We start from the raw sequence: 20,191 nt of genomic DNA, 5'->3' as shown, positions 1-20,191 counted from the left end.
CAACGCTAGAAACCAATTCGATGCGAGCACATGACCTTGCCGTAGCCACCCGCCATCAGGCCGGAAATTGTTCCATAATCGATGTCCAGATCAACTTTTATCAAGCTCGGACTCGCCGGGTTCATAAACACCCCTTGTTCGATTTGAAATGATCGTCGAGATGATCCGCCAAAGTCGTGCAATACACATGCTAAAGGCCCCGCAGCCATCCCCGTCGCGGCTTCTTCTTCAATCGCGTATCGGGGCGCAAACATGCGGGTCGTCGCGTCTCGGTTGGTCGCCGATGGGTCTCTTGTGAAGACGTAATAGCCGATCAAATCCAGTCGTTCGCTGATTTGCGTGATTTTGGCAAAATCTGGTTTCACATTGGCAAGACCATCGGCATCAGCGAGGCCGATGACAATGAAACTGTTACCGGTATTGACTAAAACCGGTGGTATTTCCCGATCAAGGTGATGTCTGCCGATCCCAAGGGAGTTCAGTACATCGTCGATGCTTACACCTTTTTCCACCCATTCCTCTGGTATCGTGTATTTTGGGGCCAGCTGTTCCATATAGGCGGCACCCTCATTCATTAGTATGCGCCTTGGCCCATCAACCGTCTCCTTCGAGGTGTCGGGATTGGGAATCCGGCCTAGCACATCAAGGCGCGAGAAGGCGGCAATTGTTGCATGACCGCAATGAGCGATGCGCCTGTTCGGTGTGAAGAAATCCAGTTTGAAGCCCTGGGTCTCGGACTGCGACACAAAGGCCGTTTCGGACAATCCAACGCTTGCCGCGACGGTTTGCATATCCTGTTCGCTCAATTCATCAGCATCCAGGACGACGCCTGCGGGATTTCCACCGGCGCCACCGTCGACAAAGCCGTGAACGATTTCAACCGTTACCTGTCTGACAGTATTTGCTTGCGTATTCATTGGTTTTCTCCATGCGTCGGCCGCACCTTTGAGCATGGTGCGGCCAGTTTTACGTCAGTTACTGGCCGCGGTGATGCGGTTCAGAAAGGCGGTCATCTGCGCCGCAATCTCGGGCCCATATTCTTCCAGAGCGAAGTGACCCGTATCGAGCAGATGAAAATCGAGATCATTCAGATCGCGTTGATAGGGATAGGCGCCTTCGACCGGAAAAATGTGGTCATTCTTGCCCCACATCAGCAGCGCCGGGGGTTGATGCTCGCGAAACAGCGCTTGCCATTTTGGGTACTCGGCAACGTTGGTGCCGTAGTCCAGGAAGAGTTCAAGTTGCACCTCTTGATTACCTTCGCGGTCGAGCAGGTATTGGACATGCCAATAATTGTCGGGACTGACCAGTTCCGGGTTTTTAACACCGTGGGTGAACTGCCATTCGGTTGCATCCAGAGTGAGGAACCCACGAAGCTGGTCGCCATTCTCTTGCGACGGCTCGACCCAATAGGCTTTGATTGGATCCCAGAACTCGCGCAGCCCTTCTTCATAAGCATTCCCGTTTTGAATGATAAAGCCAGTGACCCGTTCGGGTTGTTCCGCAAACATACGGAAACCAACCGGGGCACCGTAATCCATCAGATAGACCGAGTACTGTTCGACTCCCTTCCGGTCGAGCAGCGATGTCATCATTTCGGAGATATTCGCGAAGGAATACTCGAAGCCTTCGGCCATTGGCATTTCCGAAGCTCCAAATCCGGGATAATCGGGTGCGATCACGTGGTAGTGCTTGGCCAGTTCAGGGATAAGGTTGCGGAACATATGTGATGAGGTCGGAAAACCGTGAAGCAGCAGGACAGTAGGTCTGTTTGGATCTCCGGCTTCACGATAGGCGATAGCGATGTCGCCGATTTCTTCCGTGCGGAAGCTGACGGCTTGCGTAGCTTCAATTCCAGTCTCTGCGGCAATGGCGGCGACTGGTGCCCATGGCCCAGCAATGGAAAGTGCGAGAATGCTGGCGTTCAGGACGGATATTAGATTGCGCGACATGGATGTTTCCTTTCATTGGGTTATGGGGGGCACGTCTGAACACGCCAGGATTGATACGGGTCAGTTTTGCTGTCCGAGCGACGCTTCGAGCCTTGCGTTTCGTGCTTTCAGCGCTGCCAGCTCAGTGCGAAACGGGGCCAGATAATCTTCAAACTCTTCAAAGGTCAGGCGTTGGGGGATGTGCTGTGGGCAGTTCCAGTCCATCGCTTCAAGCTTGATCACAACCGCCCGCTCTGGGTGAGCGCGATAGTCCGGCGCTCTCAGGCGCTGCATCAGGGCCGGATCGTCCTCGGCACCAATGATCATCGCCTGACCCCAGATCTTGAGACGCTTCTGATTGGGGTAGTCCATCAGGATCAGCGAGATGCGGTCATTGCCCAGCAGATTCCCAGTGCTGAGATACTGCCGGTTGCCGCGGAAATCGGCGTAGGCAAGTGTCCGTTCATCCAACACTTTCAGAAAACCCGCAGGCCCACCGCGAAATTGTACATAGGGCCAGCCGGTTTCCGAGACTGTTGCCTGATAGAAGCCGTCTCTTTGCTCGATGAACCTGGCCTCGACCGGGCTGATAGAGTCCTCCTGACGCGTGCCGTCCAGAAACTTCGCGTAGCCGTTAGCAGACCCTTTTTTGGCCTGCGTTTCGCGAACGGAGGGCGTGAAGCTGATCTCTGCAAAGGGTCGTGCCATTGAATTCTCCATCTCGGCCTGGGCGATGCCCTGGGACTGAGGTGAAGTTAATTGGGGCATTCAAGTTGCGGAATTTGGATACTTGGCAATATATTATTCAAAAATATGGAATAATGTCTTGGACAGATTTCACGCGTTAAAAGTCTTTGTGAAGGTCGCCGAACTAAAAGGTTTCGCTGCTGCGGCCCGCGACCTCAACATGTCACCACCGACAGTGACCCGAATGGTTTCTATGCTTGAGGACAACCTCGGGCTACGTCTTTTGGTACGCACAACGCGCTCAGTGATGCTGACTGATAGCGGGCAAAGGTTTTTTGAGGATGCCAGACGTATTCTGACTGACCTTGAAGAGGCCGAGCGCGCCGCTGTCGGTTCCTATGCCGAACCGACCGGGGAAATTAGTGTTACTGCATCAGTCCTGTTTGGCCGTATGTTCGTTACCCCAATTTTGGGCGATTTTCTGGATCTGTATCCAAAGCTCTCAGCGCGCACGCTCTATGTGGACCGAGTGGTCAATCTGATTGATGAGGGTCTCGACGTCGGGATCAGAATTGGCAACCTCGCTGATTCCAGTTTGATGGCTGTCAGATGTGGTACGGTGAGGCAGGTCGTGTTTGCTTCCCGTAAATATCTTGACCGATATGGCGAACCAGATACGCCCGACGATTTACCCTGCCATGCAATCATTAATTCAACTGCCTTGAATGCATCGGCCCAATGGCATTTTCAACGGGGCAGAAAGACTGTCACCAAACGCATGAGCCCACGCATCAGCATGAACACAAATGACGCTGTGATCGAGTTGGCCTTGCAAGGTCATGGTGTCGGGCGGCTTCTGTCCTATCAAGTCGCACCCTACATTGCAGATGGGCGGCTCAAGACTGTTCTAAAGTCGTATGAACCACCCGAAGTCCCCATCCATCTTGTGCATCAAGAGGGACGAACCGTGTCTGCGAAGGTGCGCACTTTTGTTGACTTTGCTGTCGGACGTCTCAAATCAGATCCCCTTCTTGTCGGGAACCAAACACAGGTCCAAAAGCAAGATTAACAAATGGGCGGGCGTCGCGCTATTCAGCCACCGCAGCGACCGGGGCGATCCATGCATTTGGCACAAAGGCATCATCCAACGCGGTGTCCGCCACATGGTTCGTATAGTTCGACAAGGTTTTCAACGCTGTGCCGAGGATGACTTCCAGCATAGATTGGCGTGTGTAACCAGCCGTCAGAAACGCCTCGACCTGTGCGTCGCTGGGCCAGCCTCGGCTTTCGTTGATCGCGATGGCGAATTTGCGCAGTGCTTCCAATTTGGGGTCGGCGATAGGGCTGCCATCGCGTAACGCTGCGATCACGTCTTCGGGGACACCGGCCATCTGTGAAAGAGTGGTATGGGCGGCCATGCAGTACTTGCACCCGTTCAACCGGTTGTTAGTCATAAGGATGATCTGGCGCTCAGTCTCTGACAGGCTGGTCTTTCCAAAGATGTTGGAAAGTGTCGTATAGCCTTCCAAAATTGCGGGCGCTTCGGCCATGGCCGCATAAAGGTTGGGCACAAAACCATATCCTTTCAGCGATGCTTCTAGAATTGGTTTCGCGGCATCAGGGGCTGAGGCGATTGTATAGGTCTCAAAATCAGTCATGTCTGGTTTCCTTTGGGAAGAGTTTTCGACGCACGCAAATTGTCATTGCGGACAGGGCGTCTTGGAGAAATGCCGGCCTTTTGGGGAGGGGAGAGGCAGCGGTGGCTCCGACCGGCAAAAGCCACCAAATTCCTCGATCAAAGGCTGCCGACAGGCGTGTGGTGGATGTCTGCCCACTTGGCATGGGCGCCTTGGATCACGGTCTCTTTGTCCTCAAGGTACTTCTTGAAGATGTCCTCATTCACAAAGAGATAGAGCTTGTTGTCCACGATATCGGCATACCGAATATCGCCATCAAGCTTCTTGCCTACATAGACGCCAAAGGCGCAGAACCCGCCGAATTGAGGCAGATGTGCCGTCGGATCCGCCTCGAATGTGGCTTGCGCTGCCTGCGACGCAAAATAGTAGTCCACTCCATCATGGGCCGATGTAAAAGTGGCGTTGCCCATTTCGGGTTTTTCGGCTTCAAACATCGATACAGGATCGACGCCATGCATGCCGAGGGGCTGCCCGGTCAAGGTAAGACTGTTCGAAACGTTGTATTCATCGTCAGCCAATGCCGCCGCCGCCAGGGCGAGAGTCAACGCTGTTGTAAGTGCGGTAAATGTAAAGATGCGTGTCATGATATGTCCTTTCAGGATGTCAGGATCAAATTTGAAGATCGATTTGGGTCAGGCCGATTGGCCAATGCGCTCAACCGCGTCGTCGGTCCACCAGACGCCGTTGGCGACCATTCGGAAGTTGATTATGGCGGCGAGATACCCGTCACCTTCAGGCACCTTGGCCCCGGCTGTGGCATCGCGAACGACAGCGACTTCGTAGCCCAGCTCCAGCAGCTCGTAGAGATGCGCCTGCGTACACAGGTTCGCCGACATCCCCGCGAGGATCACCTTGTCGATCTTGCGTTTACGCAATTGCAGGTTCAGGTCATTCTGAGCAGGGCTATAAACCTTGTGTGGCGAGCAAATGATGGTTTCGCCATCCTCGATGTACTTCTTGTATTGCGGCATCCAGTCGGCACCTGAGCCCTCGAAGTTGTCCAAATTGAGCGGTCCCAGGCGGTCAAACATGCCGATGCTGTGCATCGTGGCTTCCAGAGTGCCCTCGAACTCCCACTTGTGGTCATGCGGGTAGTAATAGTGGGGCGAGATGAAGACCGGCATCCCCGCAGCCTTGGCGGCAATGAAAAGCCGTTCGATATTGTCGACCGTGCCCTGTTCGGTGACGCTTTCGCCAACGACACCCCACGTCACACCGTCCTCTGACAAAAAATCAATCTGGGGGTCGGTCACCACAAGCGCAGTACGCCCCGGCTCAATGGTCATGTCGATTTGGGGAAGGCCTGGATTTTCCGGGTCAGCATAGTAGGCGCGTGCTTCGTCGGTCGCGGCAAGGGCCTGCCCGCCAGCCACTATTGTTGTACCTGCCGCGGCCGCACCGGCGGCTTGTTGCAAGAGTCGCCGGCGCGCCATATCAACGCGTTCGGGCGTGACGTCGCAAGCGCAGCTTGCTCCATGTTTGTGGTCATGATTGCTCATTGCAAATTTCCTTTGTCTGAGAGGGTAAATGGGTTTGCTTTACTCGGGAGCGCCCCAGGTGGATCTGACAAAGAAGAAGTTAGGCGCCACATCGATTGAGGTATCGGCCCGCTCTGCCAAGGTTTTGGCCGAACCTGCCATGTGGTCTTGAGGTGTGTGCCTAGTCGGAGGTCGCCTGCTGCCTGAATCGTGCCGGAGCCTGGCCAACCCAGCGCTTGAAGGCGCGGCTGAACGTGCTCTGTTCCGAAAACCCGGTCATAAAGGCGATCTCGGCTATGGAAGCCTTACCGTCACGGAGCAGGTCACGAGCGAGTGCAACTTGTGCCTGACCAAGAACGTCGCGATAGGTCAGCCCTTCTTCGGCCAACCTGCGGTAAAGAGTGCGCTCGCTCATTCCCATCTCTTGGGCGACATGCGCCGCCTGCGGTGCGCCGTTACTTAGGGCTGGCGTAAGCCGGTGGACAATTGCTTGGCTCAGTGAGGTGTCGTCATCGCGAGAGTTGAACTCCTCATCCAGGTGCTTCGTCATGAAATCTGACAAGCCCGGATCGCCAAGACGATTTTCGCTTTCCAGCATAGCAGGGCGCATAGCAATGGCGTTGTGGGCGCTCCCAAATCGAACCGGGCACCCGAAATATTCGGCGTAATGTTCTGGCTCTTGTCTGCATGCATGCTGAAACGTGACATATGCGAGCGACAACCCATCACCCACAAACCGATGCATGTTCCTCGCAAAGGCCGCAAGCGCGCATTCGTTGCGCAGCTCCAAGGCGGCGCGATGTGGTGTTTGTCCTTCAAAAATCCAAAGAACCGGGTCGCCGGTTTCATCAAGTTTGTAAACTGCGGTGTCCGTGACGAGACGAAAATAGCGCTCGATCCGTTGCAATGATTGCCGCAAGGTCGGAGCTGTCTTAACGGCCAAGCCAAGTACGCCGAGATCATCGGTCGCAATCGCGTTTGCATAGGCCTCAACCAACGCGGCCTCGTCCGCTTGTTGCGCACGAATCCAATCTATCAAATCGAAATACGCATCATCCGCCAATTGGCCGTCTTGAGCTTCTGGTAAACGCAGCACGACAGCGCCATTCGAAATCAGGGCGCCATCGTCGTTCAGCGTCATCCCGGCGGCGTTGGCCATCGCGCGGGCGAATGCGTAAGTTACACTTGCCATACAGTGAGATTAGCACTGGAAAGCTCTTTCACACCAGATCGTCCAACCCTGTGATAGGTATAATAAATAAAGACAGCCTCGATCTTCGGGCGCTTGAGGATAAATGCGCCAAACTGATAAAACTCGTCATCAGGTTTTCTGAACGGTATCGTCCGAAAGCGTGCGGAAGCATGCAGTCATAGAGGTCATGATAGATGGGCGAAATTTTTATATCTGTGCTGCTGCCGCTCGCAGTTGTTGTCATCATGTTCTGCCTTGGCCTCGGACTCACGGCGGCCGACTTTCAACGCATCGGACGACGTCCACGTGCCTTTTGCGTCGGGGCTCTCAACCAGATCATTTTGCTGCCTTGCATCGCTTTGATGGTGATCTTTATCTTTGGGATTTCCGCCGAGACAGCCGTTGGCATTATGATTTTAGCGGCCTGTCCGGGCGGGGCGATCAGTAACATCATAACCAAGCTTTCGAATTGGGATGTTGCTTTGTCCGTTACTCTTACAGCAGTCTTCAGTCTGACTTGTGTCGTTACCGTACCGCTTATCCTGGGGTTTTCGATGCAGATGTTCATGGGGGCAACTGCGCCCGCTATCGACATCTCTTCGACGGCTTTAGCAATGTTTTTTTTAACAACTTCTCCAATCCTAGTCGGGGTGACCGCGCGGTCATTGGCGCCGCGGATTGTAGCCGCTGTCGAACCAGTCTTTAGCAAGGTCTCTATGTTACTTTTTGCACTGGTCATTGGAGGCGCGATCATTTCAAACTGGGTGGTGGTCGCGGATAACTTCCTTAGGCTTGGACCCGCACTTTTGGTTGTAGGTGCGTCACTCACGTTTATTGGCATCATGAGTTCAGGGATGCTCGGATGCACAGACATCGAGGCGAAGACGATTTCAATTGAGACCGGCGTTCAAAACGGAGCTTTGGGGATCGCAATTGCCACCTTGCTGTTGCCTAACACCAATGGGTTAAGCGAATATGCCATCCCATCCGCAATTTATAGCGTGGTCTGGATCGTAACAATGTTGCCTGTGTTCGCTTTCCTTGCGCGAAGAAGCCCAATTTTATGATCCTGACGCCTATTTGCCAGCTCTGGTTATGGGCTGGGCCAAGTCCCTTAGTTTCCATGTCGGAGCGCCATCTGGTCAAAGAGCGATCAAGGAGCTCCCAAGCTCTCTATGGAACGGCCGCTTTGGCGATTTTTCCTTGTTGAAGGGAAAAACTGTTGCTGCCAGTGCGGTGGATCCTGCGTCAGCGAAGGTGTAGACTCCAAGGTCAGTTTTGTCCGCAAGGCGGAAGTCACCACGCTTGGATGTGAAGCCCCGGTTTTGAGCTCAATCCATACTTTGAAGACTTACGAGACGGCTCAAATGAAATCGCCTTTAACCAAACGACGAACTTGCTGGGGTCTCGTTAGGCAAATCTGCCGTTCTTAGTGTTCCAACGGAAATTCTGTGCGGAACCCGGAATTGCGTTAAGGTTGCGTAAACAACGTTGGTTCCTCACTTTGAGAAAACGTAATCCATAGCAAGATTGAAAGAGAATTAAATGAAACGCCTGTTTCCATCTCTGCCGGAGAACGCGACACTTGGAAGTGTCTATCAAGCCTTTCCAGATAAACTCTCTCCGCTTTGTGCGTACGAAAGCCTTGTGATGAGGGGCGAGAGCGACCTCTCGGTTGCTGAACGTGAACTCATTGCGGCCTATGTCTCGGGACTGAATGCTTGTGCGTATTGCCATGGGGCGCACATTGTTTTCGCCAAAGCCTACGGCATTGAGGTCGAGACGATCGAGGCACTGATGGAAGACCGTGATACGGCACCGGTCGAGGATCACCTCAAACCGTTGCTGGCATACATTGAAAAGCTCACTGTCTCGCCATCCCGAATGACAGAAGCCGACGCTAGAGCAGTCTACGCGGCAGGCTGGTCGGAGAGTGCGCTGTTTGATGCTATCCAAGTATGCGGTGTCTTTAATCTCGTGAACCGCTTCATAGAAGGAACAGGTGTCCAAAGCCCTGGCACCGACCCAAGAGAAGCGGACGAAGCCACTTTAAACCGATGCCGCAGTGACAGCTTCTATACCGATTTCGGACGAGAGAACGGCCTCAACATCCCTTGAATTGATGTTGTACTAACGTTCGAAACGCTACGAAAAGCTGGTCCGATAGAGCGGCAGATGCGTCCTTCGCTCTCGGGGTTAAATCATTCGTCGGATCAAGTCGACGCATTCATTTATTGTTGGTGGATCCATGTTTAAGCCTCAACGATCCATCCTGCTTTTCGTAGAAAACCCAATTTCTGATAAGGTTTTGGGGACATGTGGTCTTTGTAAGGGGAGCGAGTTGCTTAAATTTGACGCTGAAACAACGAGATTGCTTGAAATCGCCTATCAGGGAGCTGAATTGACACGGCGAAGACAGGCTTCATTTGATGCGCTGCGCCCGGCTCCTGGTGAGACTATTTTGGATGTCGGTTGTGGCAACGGGATGTTAACAGCTGAGTTGGCCCAGGCAGTTGGCTCGGACGGCTATGTCATCGGGATCGACCCAAGCGAGGATATGACAGCAGCTGCTAAAGAACGGTGCAGCGACTACGCAAACGTGGAGTTTCGTGCTGGGGCCGCGAATAGCTTGCCCATTGAGGATGAGAGTGCTGACAAGGCCGTCTCGGTACAGGTCTTTGAGTACATCGAAGACGTAGACGGTGCATTGGCTGACACGCTGCGGTGCGTCAAACCCGGCGGGCGCCTCGTCATCAGCGATCTACACTTTGGGAGCTTGATTTGGTTCAGCGAAGAGCCCGACAGAATGCAAAAGATGCTGACTTCCTGGAACCAGCACTTTGTGAGTGGTTCCGTCCCGGAAAGACTGCCTGCACTGATAAAAGCGCGTGGCGACCATGTGGAAGATGTCTTGTCGTTCACAATGACGGATCACCAGCTAAAGCCCGATGGCCTCGCAATCATGATGATGCACCTTATCAAGCAATACGCTGTCGCAAATGACCATGTTGATCCCGCTGTTGCGCAATCGTGGTTTGACGAACAGTTCAGCCTTGCAAAAGTTGGACGCTTCTTTTTCTCCATGACCCAATTAATCGTCGTGGTGCGCAAAAAGGATTGATCGTTCTACAACGCGCCACTTGACCTCGGCCACGCTCGCTAATCCATCGTTGTGGAGCAAGGTTCGTGGCTAGCATCGGTTAACTGTCGCGACTCGAATGCCAAGAGTTTAAGGCCGCCTCGCAATCAGTGTTGCAAATACCTGATAGCCAAAAAGTGTGCGCTCTCTTGCTCGACGGCGATACTCGGCGACCAATCCATTGTGCAGATCCTCTCCAATTTCACCGCGTTTCATCAGCACTTTTCCCGTTTCTTCGACCCAGGGGAGCATTTGGTCATTGTCCAGTATACTTCTGCTTTGAAGACTGAACTCTTCAACTGTGAAGCCGGCGTTTGAGGCCAGATTCCTCAGCTTGGCGACAACAAATGGGTCGGTGACAAACTCGTTCACAAATATCTTGGCGCAGGCGTCCAGAGGATCGTCTGGCACGTTTCCTAGTGACGCTTTCGAAAAGTCAGCGTCACACACCACGAGACGCCCTCCCGACCTTAGAACGCGCCTTGCCTCGGTCAGAAGAGGTGCCGGATCTTCCACATGGGTAAGCACTGTGTGCATTATCACGTTATCAACCGAGCCATCATTCAGGGGTAGCGACGCTCCATCTGCGACCTCAAATTCCACATAGTCGTGGCTCCCGACCCGCGCTCTTGCTTCGGCCACAAAGCCTACAGACGGCTCGAAACCAATGACCCGCGCGGGTTTGGCCTTCTCCGCAATGCGGCGCGTGACAGCTCCCGCACCGCACCCGACTTCAACCGTCAGGCTATCTTTGGCAAACTCAAGTTTGGCCAGATAGTTTGAAACGATCTTTTCCATTGTGGGGTCGGCCTGACGCGCGTCCATCGAGTCGGCAAATGCGGAAATGAACTCCGCACCCGCAGCATCTACATCTTGAAACGGATCAGCCATCCCAACCACCCTCCATTAACGCTCAGTATTTTCTACCAAAAACCCTAGCATCACCTGAACCAAGAACAAGCCGTGCCAAAATGGGTATACTTGGGACAAACAGGAGGTTCATGCCATGCGTCAGCTCGTTTCAAATGGAAATCCGATGGAAGAAATCGTTGGGTTCAGCCGAGCAGTTCGGGTTGGTCCCCACATATCTGTTGGCGGCACCGCACCTGTCGATGCTGAAGGCAAGACCGTAGGGGTCGGAGATGTATTTGCCCAAACAACCCAGTGCTTTGAAATCATCAAGGCGGCTCTCGAACAGGCAGGTTCCGGAATTCAAGACATTGTTCGGACGCGAGTCATACTGACAGATATCGACAATTGGAAAGAAGCCATCGAGGCAAGGAAGAAGTATTGCGTCGATGCACGACCCGTCGACACAATTATGGCGATCAATCGGTTTGTGAACCCTGAATGGTTGGTCGAGATCGAAGTCGATGCAATCATTGCCGACGACGCATAGCGGAGAAGGCTACAACATGGGTACGTGGCTGTCACTTACAGCTCGCAACTGCCTTGGATATGATCTAATCGCCTTATTCGGCCGATTGTCACCAAGTGTCGTCAGAACCTTCTTGGATACAGATTCATCATGTTCTGTACGTCAAGCTCACTCGAAAACGCATCAGGATTACTCCAGATCACGTCATTAATATAGTCGCGTTGCGCGTGAAGATCGTCAGCTGTAGGCCGCGGCTTCCGGGCTTCGGGGAAGTCTCTTTTGGTCCAACCGAACAGTCCACCAAATACGGTCCAGATGCTGGGTGACATTGTATGGGAAGCCATCTCATGGTCCTTTCCGAGTTACTTGCGCTGTCGCAACAACAGTAACTGTCCACCTGTTTTTCTGGTATCCGGCACAAAATTGTGCTGTTCTACAAAAATGCAGAACGGGTTCCGAAACTGGTCGGATATTCGTGTGTTCCTCTCTGTCTTCAGGGAAGGATCGACGCTTGCGGCCTCTAGAAAGCTAAAGGTCTCCCAACCAACGGTTGCCCGACGCATTGATGTTCTCGAAAGAGAAACAGGCTTGACGCTTTTTGAACGCGGTACGCACGGGTTCAAACCGACCCCAGAAGCCCTTCGCCTCGTTCCCCTCGCAGAGGCAATCGAGGCTTCAGCCCTCGAATTTGCCGATTGCGCGAAAGAATTGACGTCGACACAACCCATCCGTATCACCGCTTATTCGGCAAACTTCTCCGCACGCATGATCGAAATCGTAAATGAGTTTTCCGCCAGCAATCAGGATGTCGCATTCGAGTTCTTATCCAGCGTTCGGGCACTGGACCTGATGGCTGGGGAAGCCGACATTGCGTTGCGCCTTGCCAGAACCGACCCCGATCCTGACCTTATCTGTCGTAAGATCAGCACGGCGCGCTGGTCTTTGTTCGGCAGCAAAAATTACGCGGACAAATTTGGCTTGCCGGGGTCACCCGATGATCTGGCCGGGCATCAGTTTGTTACCTTTCAGCGGGACGATGTCCCGAATGTATTCCACGAATGGCTGACCGATCACGTGGCACCGGAACAGATCGTCATGTCTTTTACCGAACTAGAGCTCATGCACGCGGCGATTAGATCAGGACAAGGTCTTGGGATCAGCAATGTGAAGTTGGTTGAAACAGACGTGTCCTTTATCCGATGCTTCGACGAAATCCCGGAACTTGCGGTGCCGCACCTAATGCTCATTTCGCCTGAAGCCTATCGTCGGCCGGAAGTCAGAGCTTTCGTAAAGTTTTTCGCACCTCGTTACGCTGCGATCTACAAGTCGTGATCCAGTGAAAATAGGCTGAGACTTTGCTTTTTGGCACGCGGGCAAACTCTTTTGCACAAAACGGCAGTGAAGGCTTTTCATCAACGTAGCGGAAGAACTCGATATATACTTCGACCAGCCAACGGAGGAAGAGTTGGCTGCATCGTCAGAAAGAGTTTTGCCAAGATGGTTGCGAACTCGGAGAAAATGAACGCCCTGAATTGAACAAAGGTGGGTGTTCAACAGGGAAAAGCGGCAATTTCGTTTCGTGGGCCAGATGGCTACAGACGCTATTCACGCAAGTTAGCCTCGGTCATGCCCGAGCTTACAGGTCCAGCAGAGAGATCGGGTCGAGCGTCGATGCAACAATCGCGTCAGGCCATGCAAATGAAGCGGTATGTCAATAGCCGACGTTCATCCAGAGCAAGAAGTTGGTTCTGAACCATATCGCTGGCGATGTCCCCAAAGAGAATCTGTGTCGTAACAGGCATGGTGCTCTTAGACTTGGGCTTCGAAATTCTCGCCTTAAGCCACTCATAGCTCTCAGTCGTCGAATCTTCTTCGTCCAATACCTTAAAGCCCGCATTTTGCAGAAAGCTGGCCATTTCTTTCGGGGCAGCGAGATAACTGATCGAAGGGTCCATAGCCCAAGGTGTCGGATAAACGACGTCACCACCTTCGCCCTGTAGAATGTCATAAACTCCAAATCGTGCTCCCGGCTTCAGGACACGGTGGGCCTCTTTGTACACCGAAAGCTTGTCCGGGATGTTCATCGCGACATGGACAGTTACCGCACCGTCAAAACTGCTGTCCGAAAATGGGAGCTTTGTGGCATCTCCCTGAATAAACGTGGTTTGTTCATTGAGACCGACCCAATCTGAAATGGTCTTGGCTGCGTCGCAAAACTCTTGCGTCAGATCTATGCCAGTTACCTTGCCCTGTACTTCTTCGGCAATTGTTCTGGAGACCCCGCCCAGTCCGCTACCAATATCAAGCACATTCGCGCCCGGTGCCAACTCCAGCTCCTCCAGCAACTGCAAAGTCGCCTGTCTGCCTCGGAAATGGAACTCGTCGATTGGTTCGAAGTCAGCGGCGCACAGTTTCTTCGGGTCAATGCCCGCGGCCTTCAGGCTATCTGCTATCTGGTCGATCAGGCTACGGCCGCGGCCATAGTGGTCGGAAACTTGCTCTCTCATTCTCAACCCCTGTTGCCAATCATGTTGAATGCTACTGAATGCCCATCAGATCAAAATTCGCGGAGGGTCGGCGGGCACTCAAGTGCTCAAGGTAGAGCTTCGAACCAGTCGAGCACCGCGTCCCGCCAGCCCTCTGGCACACCGTGCCCGCCTTTGGTGACCTTTAACCGGATGGAGCCTGCCTCACAGTCCATCCAATCCTTCTGCATCGAGTCGTCATCGCCAAAGCTGTTTTCCGCGCTACCCAGGCAGGTGTTCTCTCGGCGCCAGACATCCAAGCCCTTCATGACGTTGCCCTGGTGAAAATCAACACCCTCCCATGTCAGCTTTCGGCCTTCGAACGGCACCATTCGGTCTTTGAAGCCATGTACGTGAAACAGGTGAACTGGCGCATCGCACTCGGTGGTCATGGGTTCCCAGAATGCTCCAGCTGCCGCAGCAAAGCCACTTGCCAACTCTGGCGCTTGGCACGCTAGGTCCCAGACCATCGAGCCGCCGCGGGAGAAGCCTGCGATCAGTATTCTCGACGGGTCAATACCAAAGCGCTCGACCGCGTCGGCGCGCACGGCGTCGATAAAGGCGACATCATCGCGCCAGATCATACCCGTCAGCCACGCCCCAATCGAGGTCTTTGTCATTAATACTGGGCTGCCCGCTGGGCATAATCACAGCGTAGCCACGCCGGATGAAAGGGTCGACGCATCGGCAAGAATTTTGCCGGCATCACCTGGGTCAAGAAGCACTTTGAATGCTTGTATTGGCTCCGAAAGGTTCTTGACCTTGTTGAGCCCGACGTCGGCAAAGCCAAGATCCAGTTTGCCTTTCACGCTTTTGAATACCGTATCCGAGATCTTAATCCCGTTGGGCTCAGCCAATCCTTCCAGGCGGGAAGCGACGTTCACTCCTTCCCCAAAAATGTCGTCTCCCTCGACGAGAACGTCACCGAGGTTGATCCCAATACGATAAGAGATTCATTTATCCGCATCCTGATCACGTTCGTGAATAATCATCGCGCGTTGTACCGAAGCCGCCCATGAAACCGCGTTTACGGCACTAGCAAACTCAATCAGTGCACCGTCTCCCATGGTCTTCACTACTCGACCGTCAAACTCGATCACCTTTGGGTTAATGATCTTATCCAGGACAGTTCTTTGCCGCGCGAGGGTTCCGGACTCGTCCAACTCCATTAGTCGGCTGTAGCCAACCATGTCGAAAGCCACTATTGCGGAAAGTCTTCTAATCTCATTTGACAAAGACACCTCCAACCCGTTGCAAACTTAGTGTAATGGCATTTTGGTCCGCTGTCCTATCCCGATAAGTTAGGACGTAAATCCGTCCAACATGAACTCTTTCGTGTGCGGCTGTGGCAAGTTCCTTGAACATCTTAGCCGAAAGGATTTTTGGTCAACTTGTCTGGATTTCAGGAATTGCAAAATTTTGGCGCCAACGTCCGGTTTGGGCTGCGACCAGTCGATCATGCAAGCCGCAGAGAATGGCCGCATAGAGCCCAATGCGGGCTTTGCCAACCTTTCAAATCAGCATCATCCCCGACGATTTCAGTTCGAGTTTCAATCCCTAGCGGGCAAGGCAACCTCGCCTTCCCAGTCAGAAATACGGTGCGGTAGCGCCAGGAATTTTGACGCCACACGTGTTTTGGTCGTTCCACTTCCAGTCATCCCCGAATATTTGCCGGTAGAGGAAACTATCCGCCAGTTGTTGACGCCGAAGGCAACAACCTCCCATCTCATGGTGAACGTGTCCTCTTCTTCACCATAAACACAGACGCCACCGCCGCTGACACCGCTGGGTCCGCCGAAACCCGAGCCCACGCACCGGACAAAACCAGGATCGATTGGTCCCTCGTCAACGGTATAAGTCCCATAGTTGTCCTCTTTCCAGAACACGTCCTCGCCCGCGGAAATTTGCTCTTGGTTGACGACATAGAAGTTCGTTGCCGACACTTTCTCTGCAGCAGTCAGACAATGAGGTGCAATGAGAACTGCGGGGACTAGCATTGAACGCAACATGTTGTTTCCTTCGACAGTGGGGCAAAGCCAGCATGATAGAGCCTACGAAATTTATTGCTAGGAAAGGAACGCATAGCCGGACCTGAAAAGTCAGCTTCGTCCCGCAAAGCTGACGCTCCGAATTAGAACACCCTCGCAGCATTCAGCGAGGGTGTTTTCTTAGTAAGAGCTCGTTACGTCTTGCGTCGTTCTTGACTATGCAACACTTCCGGTAAGAGGCGTGGTGAAACGCCTACGCCCTTTTCACGTTCAATAGTCATGCTTTAGGTTCTTGTGTTCGCAATTACCGCCGACGATCCCGGCGCGAGCTCATCGGCTGGAACGCCACGCCCACATGCGCCTCGCAATAGGGTTTGCCTGCCTCAACTGGCAGGCCGCAGAACCAGAAATCCTCGGTCGCGGGGTCGCCGACGGGCCATTTGCAGGTTTTCTCGGTCAGTTCCATCAGCGTCAGCTTCTTGGCCTTCTTCTCGACCTCGTTGACCTTGGCCAGCGCCTCGGGGCTGATTTCATTGGCCGAGGGCTGCGGCGGCAGCGGCTGGCCGGCGGGGATGATCTGACGGCGGGCCGGGGCGGCCGGTTTCGCCTCGGGCGCAGGGGCTGGGCGAGCGGGTTCGGTTTTGGGCGCCGGTTTGGGCTTGGCTTCGGCCTTGGGCGCGGGTGCCGGTTTTTCCTTGGGCTCGGCCTTGGCCGGGCTTGCGCCGGTGGCGCGGTTCGACAGGCCCAGACGGTGCACCTTGCCGATCACCGCATTGCGGGTCACGCCACCCAGTTCCTTGGCGATCTGGCTGGCCGACTGGCCTTCGCCCCACATCTTTTTCAGCAGCTCTACACGCTCGTCAGTCCAGGACATCATTTGCCTTTCAAAAGCGGAAAGCGGCCCCGGATTCGGGCCGCCTTGGGAATTCGTCTCAGCGCCCTATTCTAAACACTGCGGCCCGAGTTACAAGCGGTCTTCGAATCAGGTATGGGGCAGATCATGCAGAATCTCATGGATCAGGACGCGCGCCGCTTTGGTGCGGTGAATTGGATGGGCCTCTATACGCTGGCGCAGCGCGAAACCCTGCGCTTTCTGGCCGTGTGGACGCAGACCCTGCTGGCCCCGTTGGTAACGGCGGGTTTATTCCTGCTGATTTTCAACATCGCCATCGGACCCAGCCGGTCGGACGTGATGGGCGTGCCGTTCCTGACCTTTCTGGCCCCCGGTATCATGATGATGACAGTGATCCAGAACGCCTTTGCTAACACCTCGTCTTCGATGGTGATCGCCAAGGTGCAGGGCAATATCGTCGACACGTTGATGCCGCCCTTGTCGCCGCTGGAAATTCTGTTGGGCTATCTTGCGGGGGGTATCGCCCGCGGCGTCCTGATTGCACTGGTTGTGGCCATAGCACTGGCGCTGGTTCTGGGTATCGTCCCGCAGAACCCGGCTGTCGCACTGATCTTTGTGGTCCTGGGCGGCGCCTTCATGGGGGCGCTTGGCCTGTTTGCCGGGATTTTTGCCAACAAGTTTGACCAGATGGCGGCGATCACCAATTTCATCGTCACCCCGCTGGCCTTCCTGTCGGGCACATTTTATTCGGTGCAGGCGCTGCCGCCGGTGCTGAACCGGCTGAGCCATGTGAACCCGGTCTTTTATCTGATCGACGGCTTGCGTTTCGGGATGATCGGCGTTTCTGACAGCTCTCCGTGGCTCGGCATGGTGATCTGCTTGGGTGCGACGCTGCTGGTCGGCGCGCTGACCTGGCAGATGCTGCGCACCGGCTACCGGCTCAAGGCCTAAGTCGCCTCGGCCAGCGATCCGGGTTGCAGGGCCACGCGCGGGCGGCCGAGGCGCGGGTGCATCCGTCCCGCCACAGCCCAGGCACCAAACAGGGCCAGACCACCAGCCGCAAACACGCCCGCAACCGGCGTCAGCAACAGAACCAGCGACGCCACGCCGGGTGTCAGAATGCCCGACACGTCGCGATAGCTGGAATAGATTGCTGACATCTCGGTCCGTTCCGAAGGCTTCACTGCCATAAGAAAGGGCAGCCCCGCACAAATATCCAGCACGATCAGCCATACCGAACCCAGCACCAGCGCCGCAACCGATGCGACCGGCCAGCCAGCCATCGCTGCGGCGGCAACGAAACAGGCACCACCCGCAGCAAAACCTGTCCGTACAGCCGCCCGAAGCGACCGTCCCTGCACCCAGCGCAGGATCAATGGCGCACCAAACAGCATGGCGTTGGTGCTCGACAGAAGGATACCGCCCAATTGGTCACCCAACCCGTTCTGAATGGCAAAGATCGGCAGATAAACGACATAGATCCACCATCCGCATGATCGGATCATGGCAAACAGATAGCCCGCCACCAGTCGCGGCTGCGAGAAAAAGCGCGGCAGAAAAGCCAGTGGATTGTTTGTCGGCCCTTGCGCCTTGGTGATCAGCTTGCCGTTGCCCAAACGCATACGCCAGAACAGAACCAGCATCGCAATCGCAGCCGCGGCGCTGATGACAAAGGGGGCGGGCCCCCAGTATTCCATCAACAGCACACCGATCACGGGACCTCCGGTCCAGCCCAGAGCGCTATAGAACATGCGGCTGGTCTCGCACCGGCCAAGTTCGATCTTGCTGATATAATCCAGCACATAGGCGTTGAAGCAGACAAATGTGATGACCGTGGCCACCGTGTTGAGGGCCAGTGCCGAGATGATGGCGCCGGGGCTTCCTTCGATCGCCAGGGCGGCGCTGATCACAAACAGGACGCACCCGGCCGTATAGGCCCAGCGCCGCGGGATGTACCGGATTACGAACGGAACCATCAGTCCGGAGACCAGCGAAGCGACTCCCACCAGAAAATACACGAACGACACCGAGGACGCATCGCCCAGCGCGCGATACATCACCAGCGGAAAAACTGAAATCAGGATGCCCCGGACAATGGCTTCGAACCCTGCCAGGATGCCGAAATCGCGGACTGACGGAGCAGGGGCATGGCGCACCCATTCGGGAATTCGGCGTTCATGCATAGGGCAAACTCTCTAATCAACTGTGAACAGAATGCGCCCGTTGGATCCGATTTCATGAGGGTTTGCGACATGGGTGTCGCGCCCGGACACCGCTCCTGAGAAATTTACCGCCTAGACCCGGCGCAGCCGCGCCTCGCGCCAGACCAGGATCAGGCCGCCGGTCAGGATAATCGCTGATCCGATCAGGCTGATCCCATCCGGGATCGCGCCAAACACGACGAAATCGTAGAACGCGGCAAAGATCAGAGTGGCATAGCTGATCGGAGCTACAAAAGAGGCATCCGCCCGTGCCATGCCGTTGACGAAACAGGCCTGCGCGCAGGCCATCAGCACGCCAATCCCCGCCAGTGCCGCCCATTGCTGCGGCGTCGGCATCTGGAACACGAAACTCACGGCGACCGAGGCGATGGTCAGGCCCATTGCATTGTTGATCAGCAAAATCTGAATCGGGATTTCGCGCCCCGAGAGTTTCTTGATGAAAATCAGCTCCATCCCGATGATCGCCGCCGCCGTCAGCGCCAGCAACGCGGCGGGTTGAAAGCTGGCGGGGGTCGGGCGCAACAGCACCAGCGCACCGATCAGCGCCACGATGGCGGCCAGCCAGCGCCACGGGCCGACGCCTTCCTTCAGCAATGGAATTGCCAGCACCATGGCAAAGACCGGGTTCAGGAAGGATATCGCCGTCGCATCCGCAATCGGTATGAACGCAACTGCGGAAAACATCAGGGTGACGCCCAGCCAGCCAAAGCTCGTCCGCCCGATATGCAGCCCCCAATGTGGTCGGCGCAATTGCGGGCGCAGAATGCCAACCGCGCTGACGATCACCAGAAAGGCAAACAGAAACCGCCCATGGCTGATCTGTATCGGATGCAGCGCCGGTCCCAGCGTATCTGTCCCCAGCGCCTTGGCCAGCAGCGTCGTCGCCGCGATAAAGGCGCTTGCCACGAGGATCAGCAGCGCCGCAAGGGCAGGGTTCTGACGGATCGGAGACATCGCCCACCCGTGCGCCAGCGCCGGACAAATGGCAAGCGGCAAATCCCGGTCACAGAATGAAATGTACCAGTTCGACAAAAACAGGGTTTTCAGATCAGATACGCCCCGCTATACGGCCCGCATGATCAAAACCGCACATATCCTGCG

The 20,191-nt window shown here is 54.9% G+C and carries 23 protein-coding genes; 7 read left to right on the top strand and 16 right to left on the bottom strand.

From position 1 onward, the window contains the following. Positions 1–5: 5 nt before the first annotated feature. Genes ACR3E4_RS02360 through ACR3E4_RS02350 form a run of 3 tightly spaced genes read right to left on the bottom strand, consistent with a single transcriptional unit; the run spans position 6 to position 2,639 of the window. On the bottom strand, positions 6–917 hold the full coding sequence (locus ACR3E4_RS02360; RefSeq protein WP_480535265.1) for a PhzF family phenazine biosynthesis protein: 912 nt from the start codon (positions 915–917) through the stop codon (positions 6–8). 54 nt (positions 918–971) lie between these two features. Next, a complete protein-coding gene (locus ACR3E4_RS02355; protein WP_480535266.1) occupies positions 972–1,952 on the bottom strand; it encodes an alpha/beta fold hydrolase in 981 nt (326 codons plus the stop codon). Positions 1,953–2,012: 60 nt separating this feature from the next. Then, entirely contained in the window at positions 2,013–2,639 is a 627-nt protein-coding gene (locus ACR3E4_RS02350; protein ID WP_480535267.1) for a pyridoxamine 5'-phosphate oxidase family protein, read from the bottom strand. A gap of 118 nt (positions 2,640–2,757) precedes the next feature. Here ACR3E4_RS02350 and ACR3E4_RS02345 point away from each other — a divergent pair, with 118 nt between their 5' ends. Continuing rightward, positions 2,758–3,687, top strand: a complete 930-nt coding sequence (locus ACR3E4_RS02345) for a LysR family transcriptional regulator (protein WP_170626294.1) — start codon at positions 2,758–2,760, stop codon at positions 3,685–3,687. 19 nt (positions 3,688–3,706) lie between these two features. Here the strand turns inward: ACR3E4_RS02345 and ACR3E4_RS02340 are convergent, their stop codons facing one another. From ACR3E4_RS02340 to ACR3E4_RS02325, 4 genes are all read right to left on the bottom strand, one after another. Further along, positions 3,707–4,276 carry a carboxymuconolactone decarboxylase family protein gene (locus tag ACR3E4_RS02340; RefSeq protein ID WP_480535268.1) on the bottom strand — a complete coding sequence of 190 codons (570 nt, stop codon included), beginning with the start codon at positions 4,274–4,276 and terminating at the stop codon, positions 3,707–3,709. 137 nt (positions 4,277–4,413) lie between these two features. Further along, on the bottom strand, positions 4,414–4,899 hold the full coding sequence (locus ACR3E4_RS02335; RefSeq protein ID WP_480535269.1) for a YHS domain-containing (seleno)protein: 486 nt from the start codon (positions 4,897–4,899) through the stop codon (positions 4,414–4,416). A gap of 48 nt (positions 4,900–4,947) precedes the next feature. Continuing rightward, positions 4,948–5,814 carry a cysteine hydrolase family protein gene (locus ACR3E4_RS02330; protein WP_058282012.1) on the bottom strand — a complete coding sequence of 289 codons (867 nt, stop codon included), beginning with the start codon at positions 5,812–5,814 and terminating at the stop codon, positions 4,948–4,950. 160 nt (positions 5,815–5,974) lie between these two features. Further along, positions 5,975–6,952 carry an AraC family transcriptional regulator ligand-binding domain-containing protein gene (locus tag ACR3E4_RS02325; protein WP_480535270.1) on the bottom strand — a complete coding sequence of 326 codons (978 nt, stop codon included), beginning with the start codon at positions 6,950–6,952 and terminating at the stop codon, positions 5,975–5,977. Between the two features lie 227 nt (positions 6,953–7,179). Between ACR3E4_RS02325 and ACR3E4_RS02320 the strand changes: the two genes are divergently transcribed. The 3 genes from ACR3E4_RS02320 (at position 7,180) to ACR3E4_RS02310 (ending at position 10,106) form a co-directional block, all read left to right on the top strand. Next, positions 7,180–8,052: a bile acid:sodium symporter family protein gene (locus ACR3E4_RS02320; RefSeq protein WP_480535271.1), complete on the top strand. Its 873-nt coding sequence runs from the start codon at positions 7,180–7,182 to the stop codon at positions 8,050–8,052. Positions 8,053–8,530: 478 nt separating this feature from the next. Continuing rightward, entirely contained in the window at positions 8,531–9,103 is a 573-nt protein-coding gene (locus ACR3E4_RS02315; RefSeq protein ID WP_480535272.1) for a carboxymuconolactone decarboxylase family protein, read from the top strand. Between the two features lie 223 nt (positions 9,104–9,326). Continuing rightward, a complete protein-coding gene (locus ACR3E4_RS02310) occupies positions 9,327–10,106 on the top strand; it encodes a methyltransferase domain-containing protein (RefSeq protein WP_480535273.1) in 780 nt (259 codons plus the stop codon). Between the two features lie 108 nt (positions 10,107–10,214). Here ACR3E4_RS02310 and ACR3E4_RS02305 read toward each other — a convergent pair whose 3' ends face one another. Beyond that, positions 10,215–11,015, bottom strand: coding sequence for a class I SAM-dependent methyltransferase (locus ACR3E4_RS02305; RefSeq protein ID WP_480535274.1), 801 nt, complete (start codon positions 11,013–11,015; stop codon positions 10,215–10,217). Positions 11,016–11,130: 115 nt separating this feature from the next. Here ACR3E4_RS02305 and ACR3E4_RS02300 point away from each other — a divergent pair, with 115 nt between their 5' ends. Both ACR3E4_RS02300 and ACR3E4_RS02295 read left to right on the top strand, forming a co-directional pair. Beyond that, entirely contained in the window at positions 11,131–11,523 is a 393-nt protein-coding gene (locus tag ACR3E4_RS02300; protein WP_480432013.1) for a RidA family protein, read from the top strand. A gap of 420 nt (positions 11,524–11,943) precedes the next feature. Continuing rightward, entirely contained in the window at positions 11,944–12,834 is an 891-nt protein-coding gene (locus tag ACR3E4_RS02295) for a LysR family transcriptional regulator (RefSeq protein ID WP_480535275.1), read from the top strand. Positions 12,835–13,187: 353 nt separating this feature from the next. On the opposite strand, the gene ACR3E4_RS02290 is transcribed toward ACR3E4_RS02295, so the two are convergent. From ACR3E4_RS02290 to ACR3E4_RS02265, 6 genes are all read right to left on the bottom strand, one after another. Beyond that, positions 13,188–14,009, bottom strand: a complete 822-nt coding sequence (locus ACR3E4_RS02290) for a class I SAM-dependent methyltransferase (RefSeq protein WP_480535276.1) — start codon at positions 14,007–14,009, stop codon at positions 13,188–13,190. Positions 14,010–14,095: 86 nt separating this feature from the next. Further along, a complete protein-coding gene (locus ACR3E4_RS02285) occupies positions 14,096–14,647 on the bottom strand; it encodes an alpha/beta hydrolase family protein (protein WP_480535277.1) in 552 nt (183 codons plus the stop codon). Between the two features lie 27 nt (positions 14,648–14,674). Beyond that, a complete protein-coding gene (locus ACR3E4_RS02280; RefSeq protein WP_480567105.1) occupies positions 14,675–14,968 on the bottom strand; it encodes an adenylate/guanylate cyclase domain-containing protein in 294 nt (97 codons plus the stop codon). A 12-nt stretch (positions 14,969–14,980) separates the two neighbouring features. Then, positions 14,981–15,262, bottom strand: a complete 282-nt coding sequence (locus ACR3E4_RS02275) for a hypothetical protein (RefSeq protein WP_480535278.1) — start codon at positions 15,260–15,262, stop codon at positions 14,981–14,983. A gap of 315 nt (positions 15,263–15,577) precedes the next feature. Then, entirely contained in the window at positions 15,578–16,036 is a 459-nt protein-coding gene (locus ACR3E4_RS02270) for a hypothetical protein (protein ID WP_480567046.1), read from the bottom strand. A 283-nt stretch (positions 16,037–16,319) separates the two neighbouring features. Then, positions 16,320–16,889 carry a GcrA family cell cycle regulator gene (locus tag ACR3E4_RS02265; RefSeq protein WP_480535966.1) on the bottom strand — a complete coding sequence of 190 codons (570 nt, stop codon included), beginning with the start codon at positions 16,887–16,889 and terminating at the stop codon, positions 16,320–16,322. Positions 16,890–17,015: 126 nt separating this feature from the next. On the opposite strand from ACR3E4_RS02265, the gene ACR3E4_RS02260 reads away from it, so the two are divergent. Further along, complete coding sequence (locus ACR3E4_RS02260; protein ID WP_480535880.1) at positions 17,016–17,819, top strand: ABC transporter permease; 804 nt, start codon at positions 17,016–17,018, stop codon at positions 17,817–17,819. On the opposite strand, the gene ACR3E4_RS02255 is transcribed toward ACR3E4_RS02260, so the two are convergent. Further along, the gene (locus ACR3E4_RS02255; RefSeq protein ID WP_480535882.1) at positions 17,816–19,051 is read right to left on the bottom strand and encodes an MFS transporter; all 1,236 of its coding nucleotides are present in this window, start codon (positions 19,049–19,051) and stop codon (positions 17,816–17,818) included. The genes ACR3E4_RS02260 and ACR3E4_RS02255 overlap by 4 nt on opposite strands. Before the next feature lie 111 nt (positions 19,052–19,162). Next, complete coding sequence (locus tag ACR3E4_RS02250) at positions 19,163–20,044, bottom strand: DMT family transporter (RefSeq protein ID WP_480535883.1); 882 nt, start codon at positions 20,042–20,044, stop codon at positions 19,163–19,165. Between the last annotated feature and the right edge of the window lie 147 nt (positions 20,045–20,191).

Source organism: Ruegeria sp. AP11, assembly GCF_056535865.1.
This window is presented reverse-complemented; position numbering and strand designations above follow the sequence as displayed.

Coding starts and splice junctions, on each gene's coding strand:
- ACR3E4_RS02360 (WP_480535265.1), bottom strand. CDS start 917: ATGAATACGCAAGCAAATACTGTCAGACAGGTAACGGTTGAAATCGTT.
- ACR3E4_RS02355 (WP_480535266.1), bottom strand. CDS start 1,952: ATGTCGCGCAATCTAATATCCGTCCTGAACGCCAGCATTCTCGCACTT.
- ACR3E4_RS02350 (WP_480535267.1), bottom strand. CDS start 2,639: ATGGCACGACCCTTTGCAGAGATCAGCTTCACGCCCTCCGTTCGCGAA.
- ACR3E4_RS02340 (WP_480535268.1), bottom strand. CDS start 4,276: ATGACTGATTTTGAGACCTATACAATCGCCTCAGCCCCTGATGCCGCG.
- ACR3E4_RS02335 (WP_480535269.1), bottom strand. CDS start 4,899: ATGACACGCATCTTTACATTTACCGCACTTACAACAGCGTTGACTCTC.
- ACR3E4_RS02330 (WP_058282012.1), bottom strand. CDS start 5,814: ATGAGCAATCATGACCACAAACATGGAGCAAGCTGCGCTTGCGACGTC.
- ACR3E4_RS02325 (WP_480535270.1), bottom strand. CDS start 6,952: ATGGCCAACGCCGCCGGGATGACGCTGAACGACGATGGCGCCCTGATT.
- ACR3E4_RS02320 (WP_480535271.1), top strand. CDS start 7,180: ATGGGCGAAATTTTTATATCTGTGCTGCTGCCGCTCGCAGTTGTTGTC.
- ACR3E4_RS02315 (WP_480535272.1), top strand. CDS start 8,531: ATGAAACGCCTGTTTCCATCTCTGCCGGAGAACGCGACACTTGGAAGT.
- ACR3E4_RS02305 (WP_480535274.1), bottom strand. CDS start 11,015: ATGGCTGATCCGTTTCAAGATGTAGATGCTGCGGGTGCGGAGTTCATT.
- ACR3E4_RS02300 (WP_480432013.1), top strand. CDS start 11,131: ATGCGTCAGCTCGTTTCAAATGGAAATCCGATGGAAGAAATCGTTGGG.
- ACR3E4_RS02295 (WP_480535275.1), top strand. CDS start 11,944: ATGCAGAACGGGTTCCGAAACTGGTCGGATATTCGTGTGTTCCTCTCT.
- ACR3E4_RS02290 (WP_480535276.1), bottom strand. CDS start 14,009: ATGAGAGAGCAAGTTTCCGACCACTATGGCCGCGGCCGTAGCCTGATC.
- ACR3E4_RS02285 (WP_480535277.1), bottom strand. CDS start 14,647: ATGACAAAGACCTCGATTGGGGCGTGGCTGACGGGTATGATCTGGCGC.
- ACR3E4_RS02270 (WP_480567046.1), bottom strand. CDS start 16,036: ATGTTGCGTTCAATGCTAGTCCCCGCAGTTCTCATTGCACCTCATTGT.
- ACR3E4_RS02265 (WP_480535966.1), bottom strand. CDS start 16,889: ATGTCCTGGACTGACGAGCGTGTAGAGCTGCTGAAAAAGATGTGGGGC.
- ACR3E4_RS02260 (WP_480535880.1), top strand. CDS start 17,016: ATGCAGAATCTCATGGATCAGGACGCGCGCCGCTTTGGTGCGGTGAAT.
- ACR3E4_RS02255 (WP_480535882.1), bottom strand. CDS start 19,051: ATGCATGAACGCCGAATTCCCGAATGGGTGCGCCATGCCCCTGCTCCG.
- ACR3E4_RS02250 (WP_480535883.1), bottom strand. CDS start 20,044: ATGTCTCCGATCCGTCAGAACCCTGCCCTTGCGGCGCTGCTGATCCTC.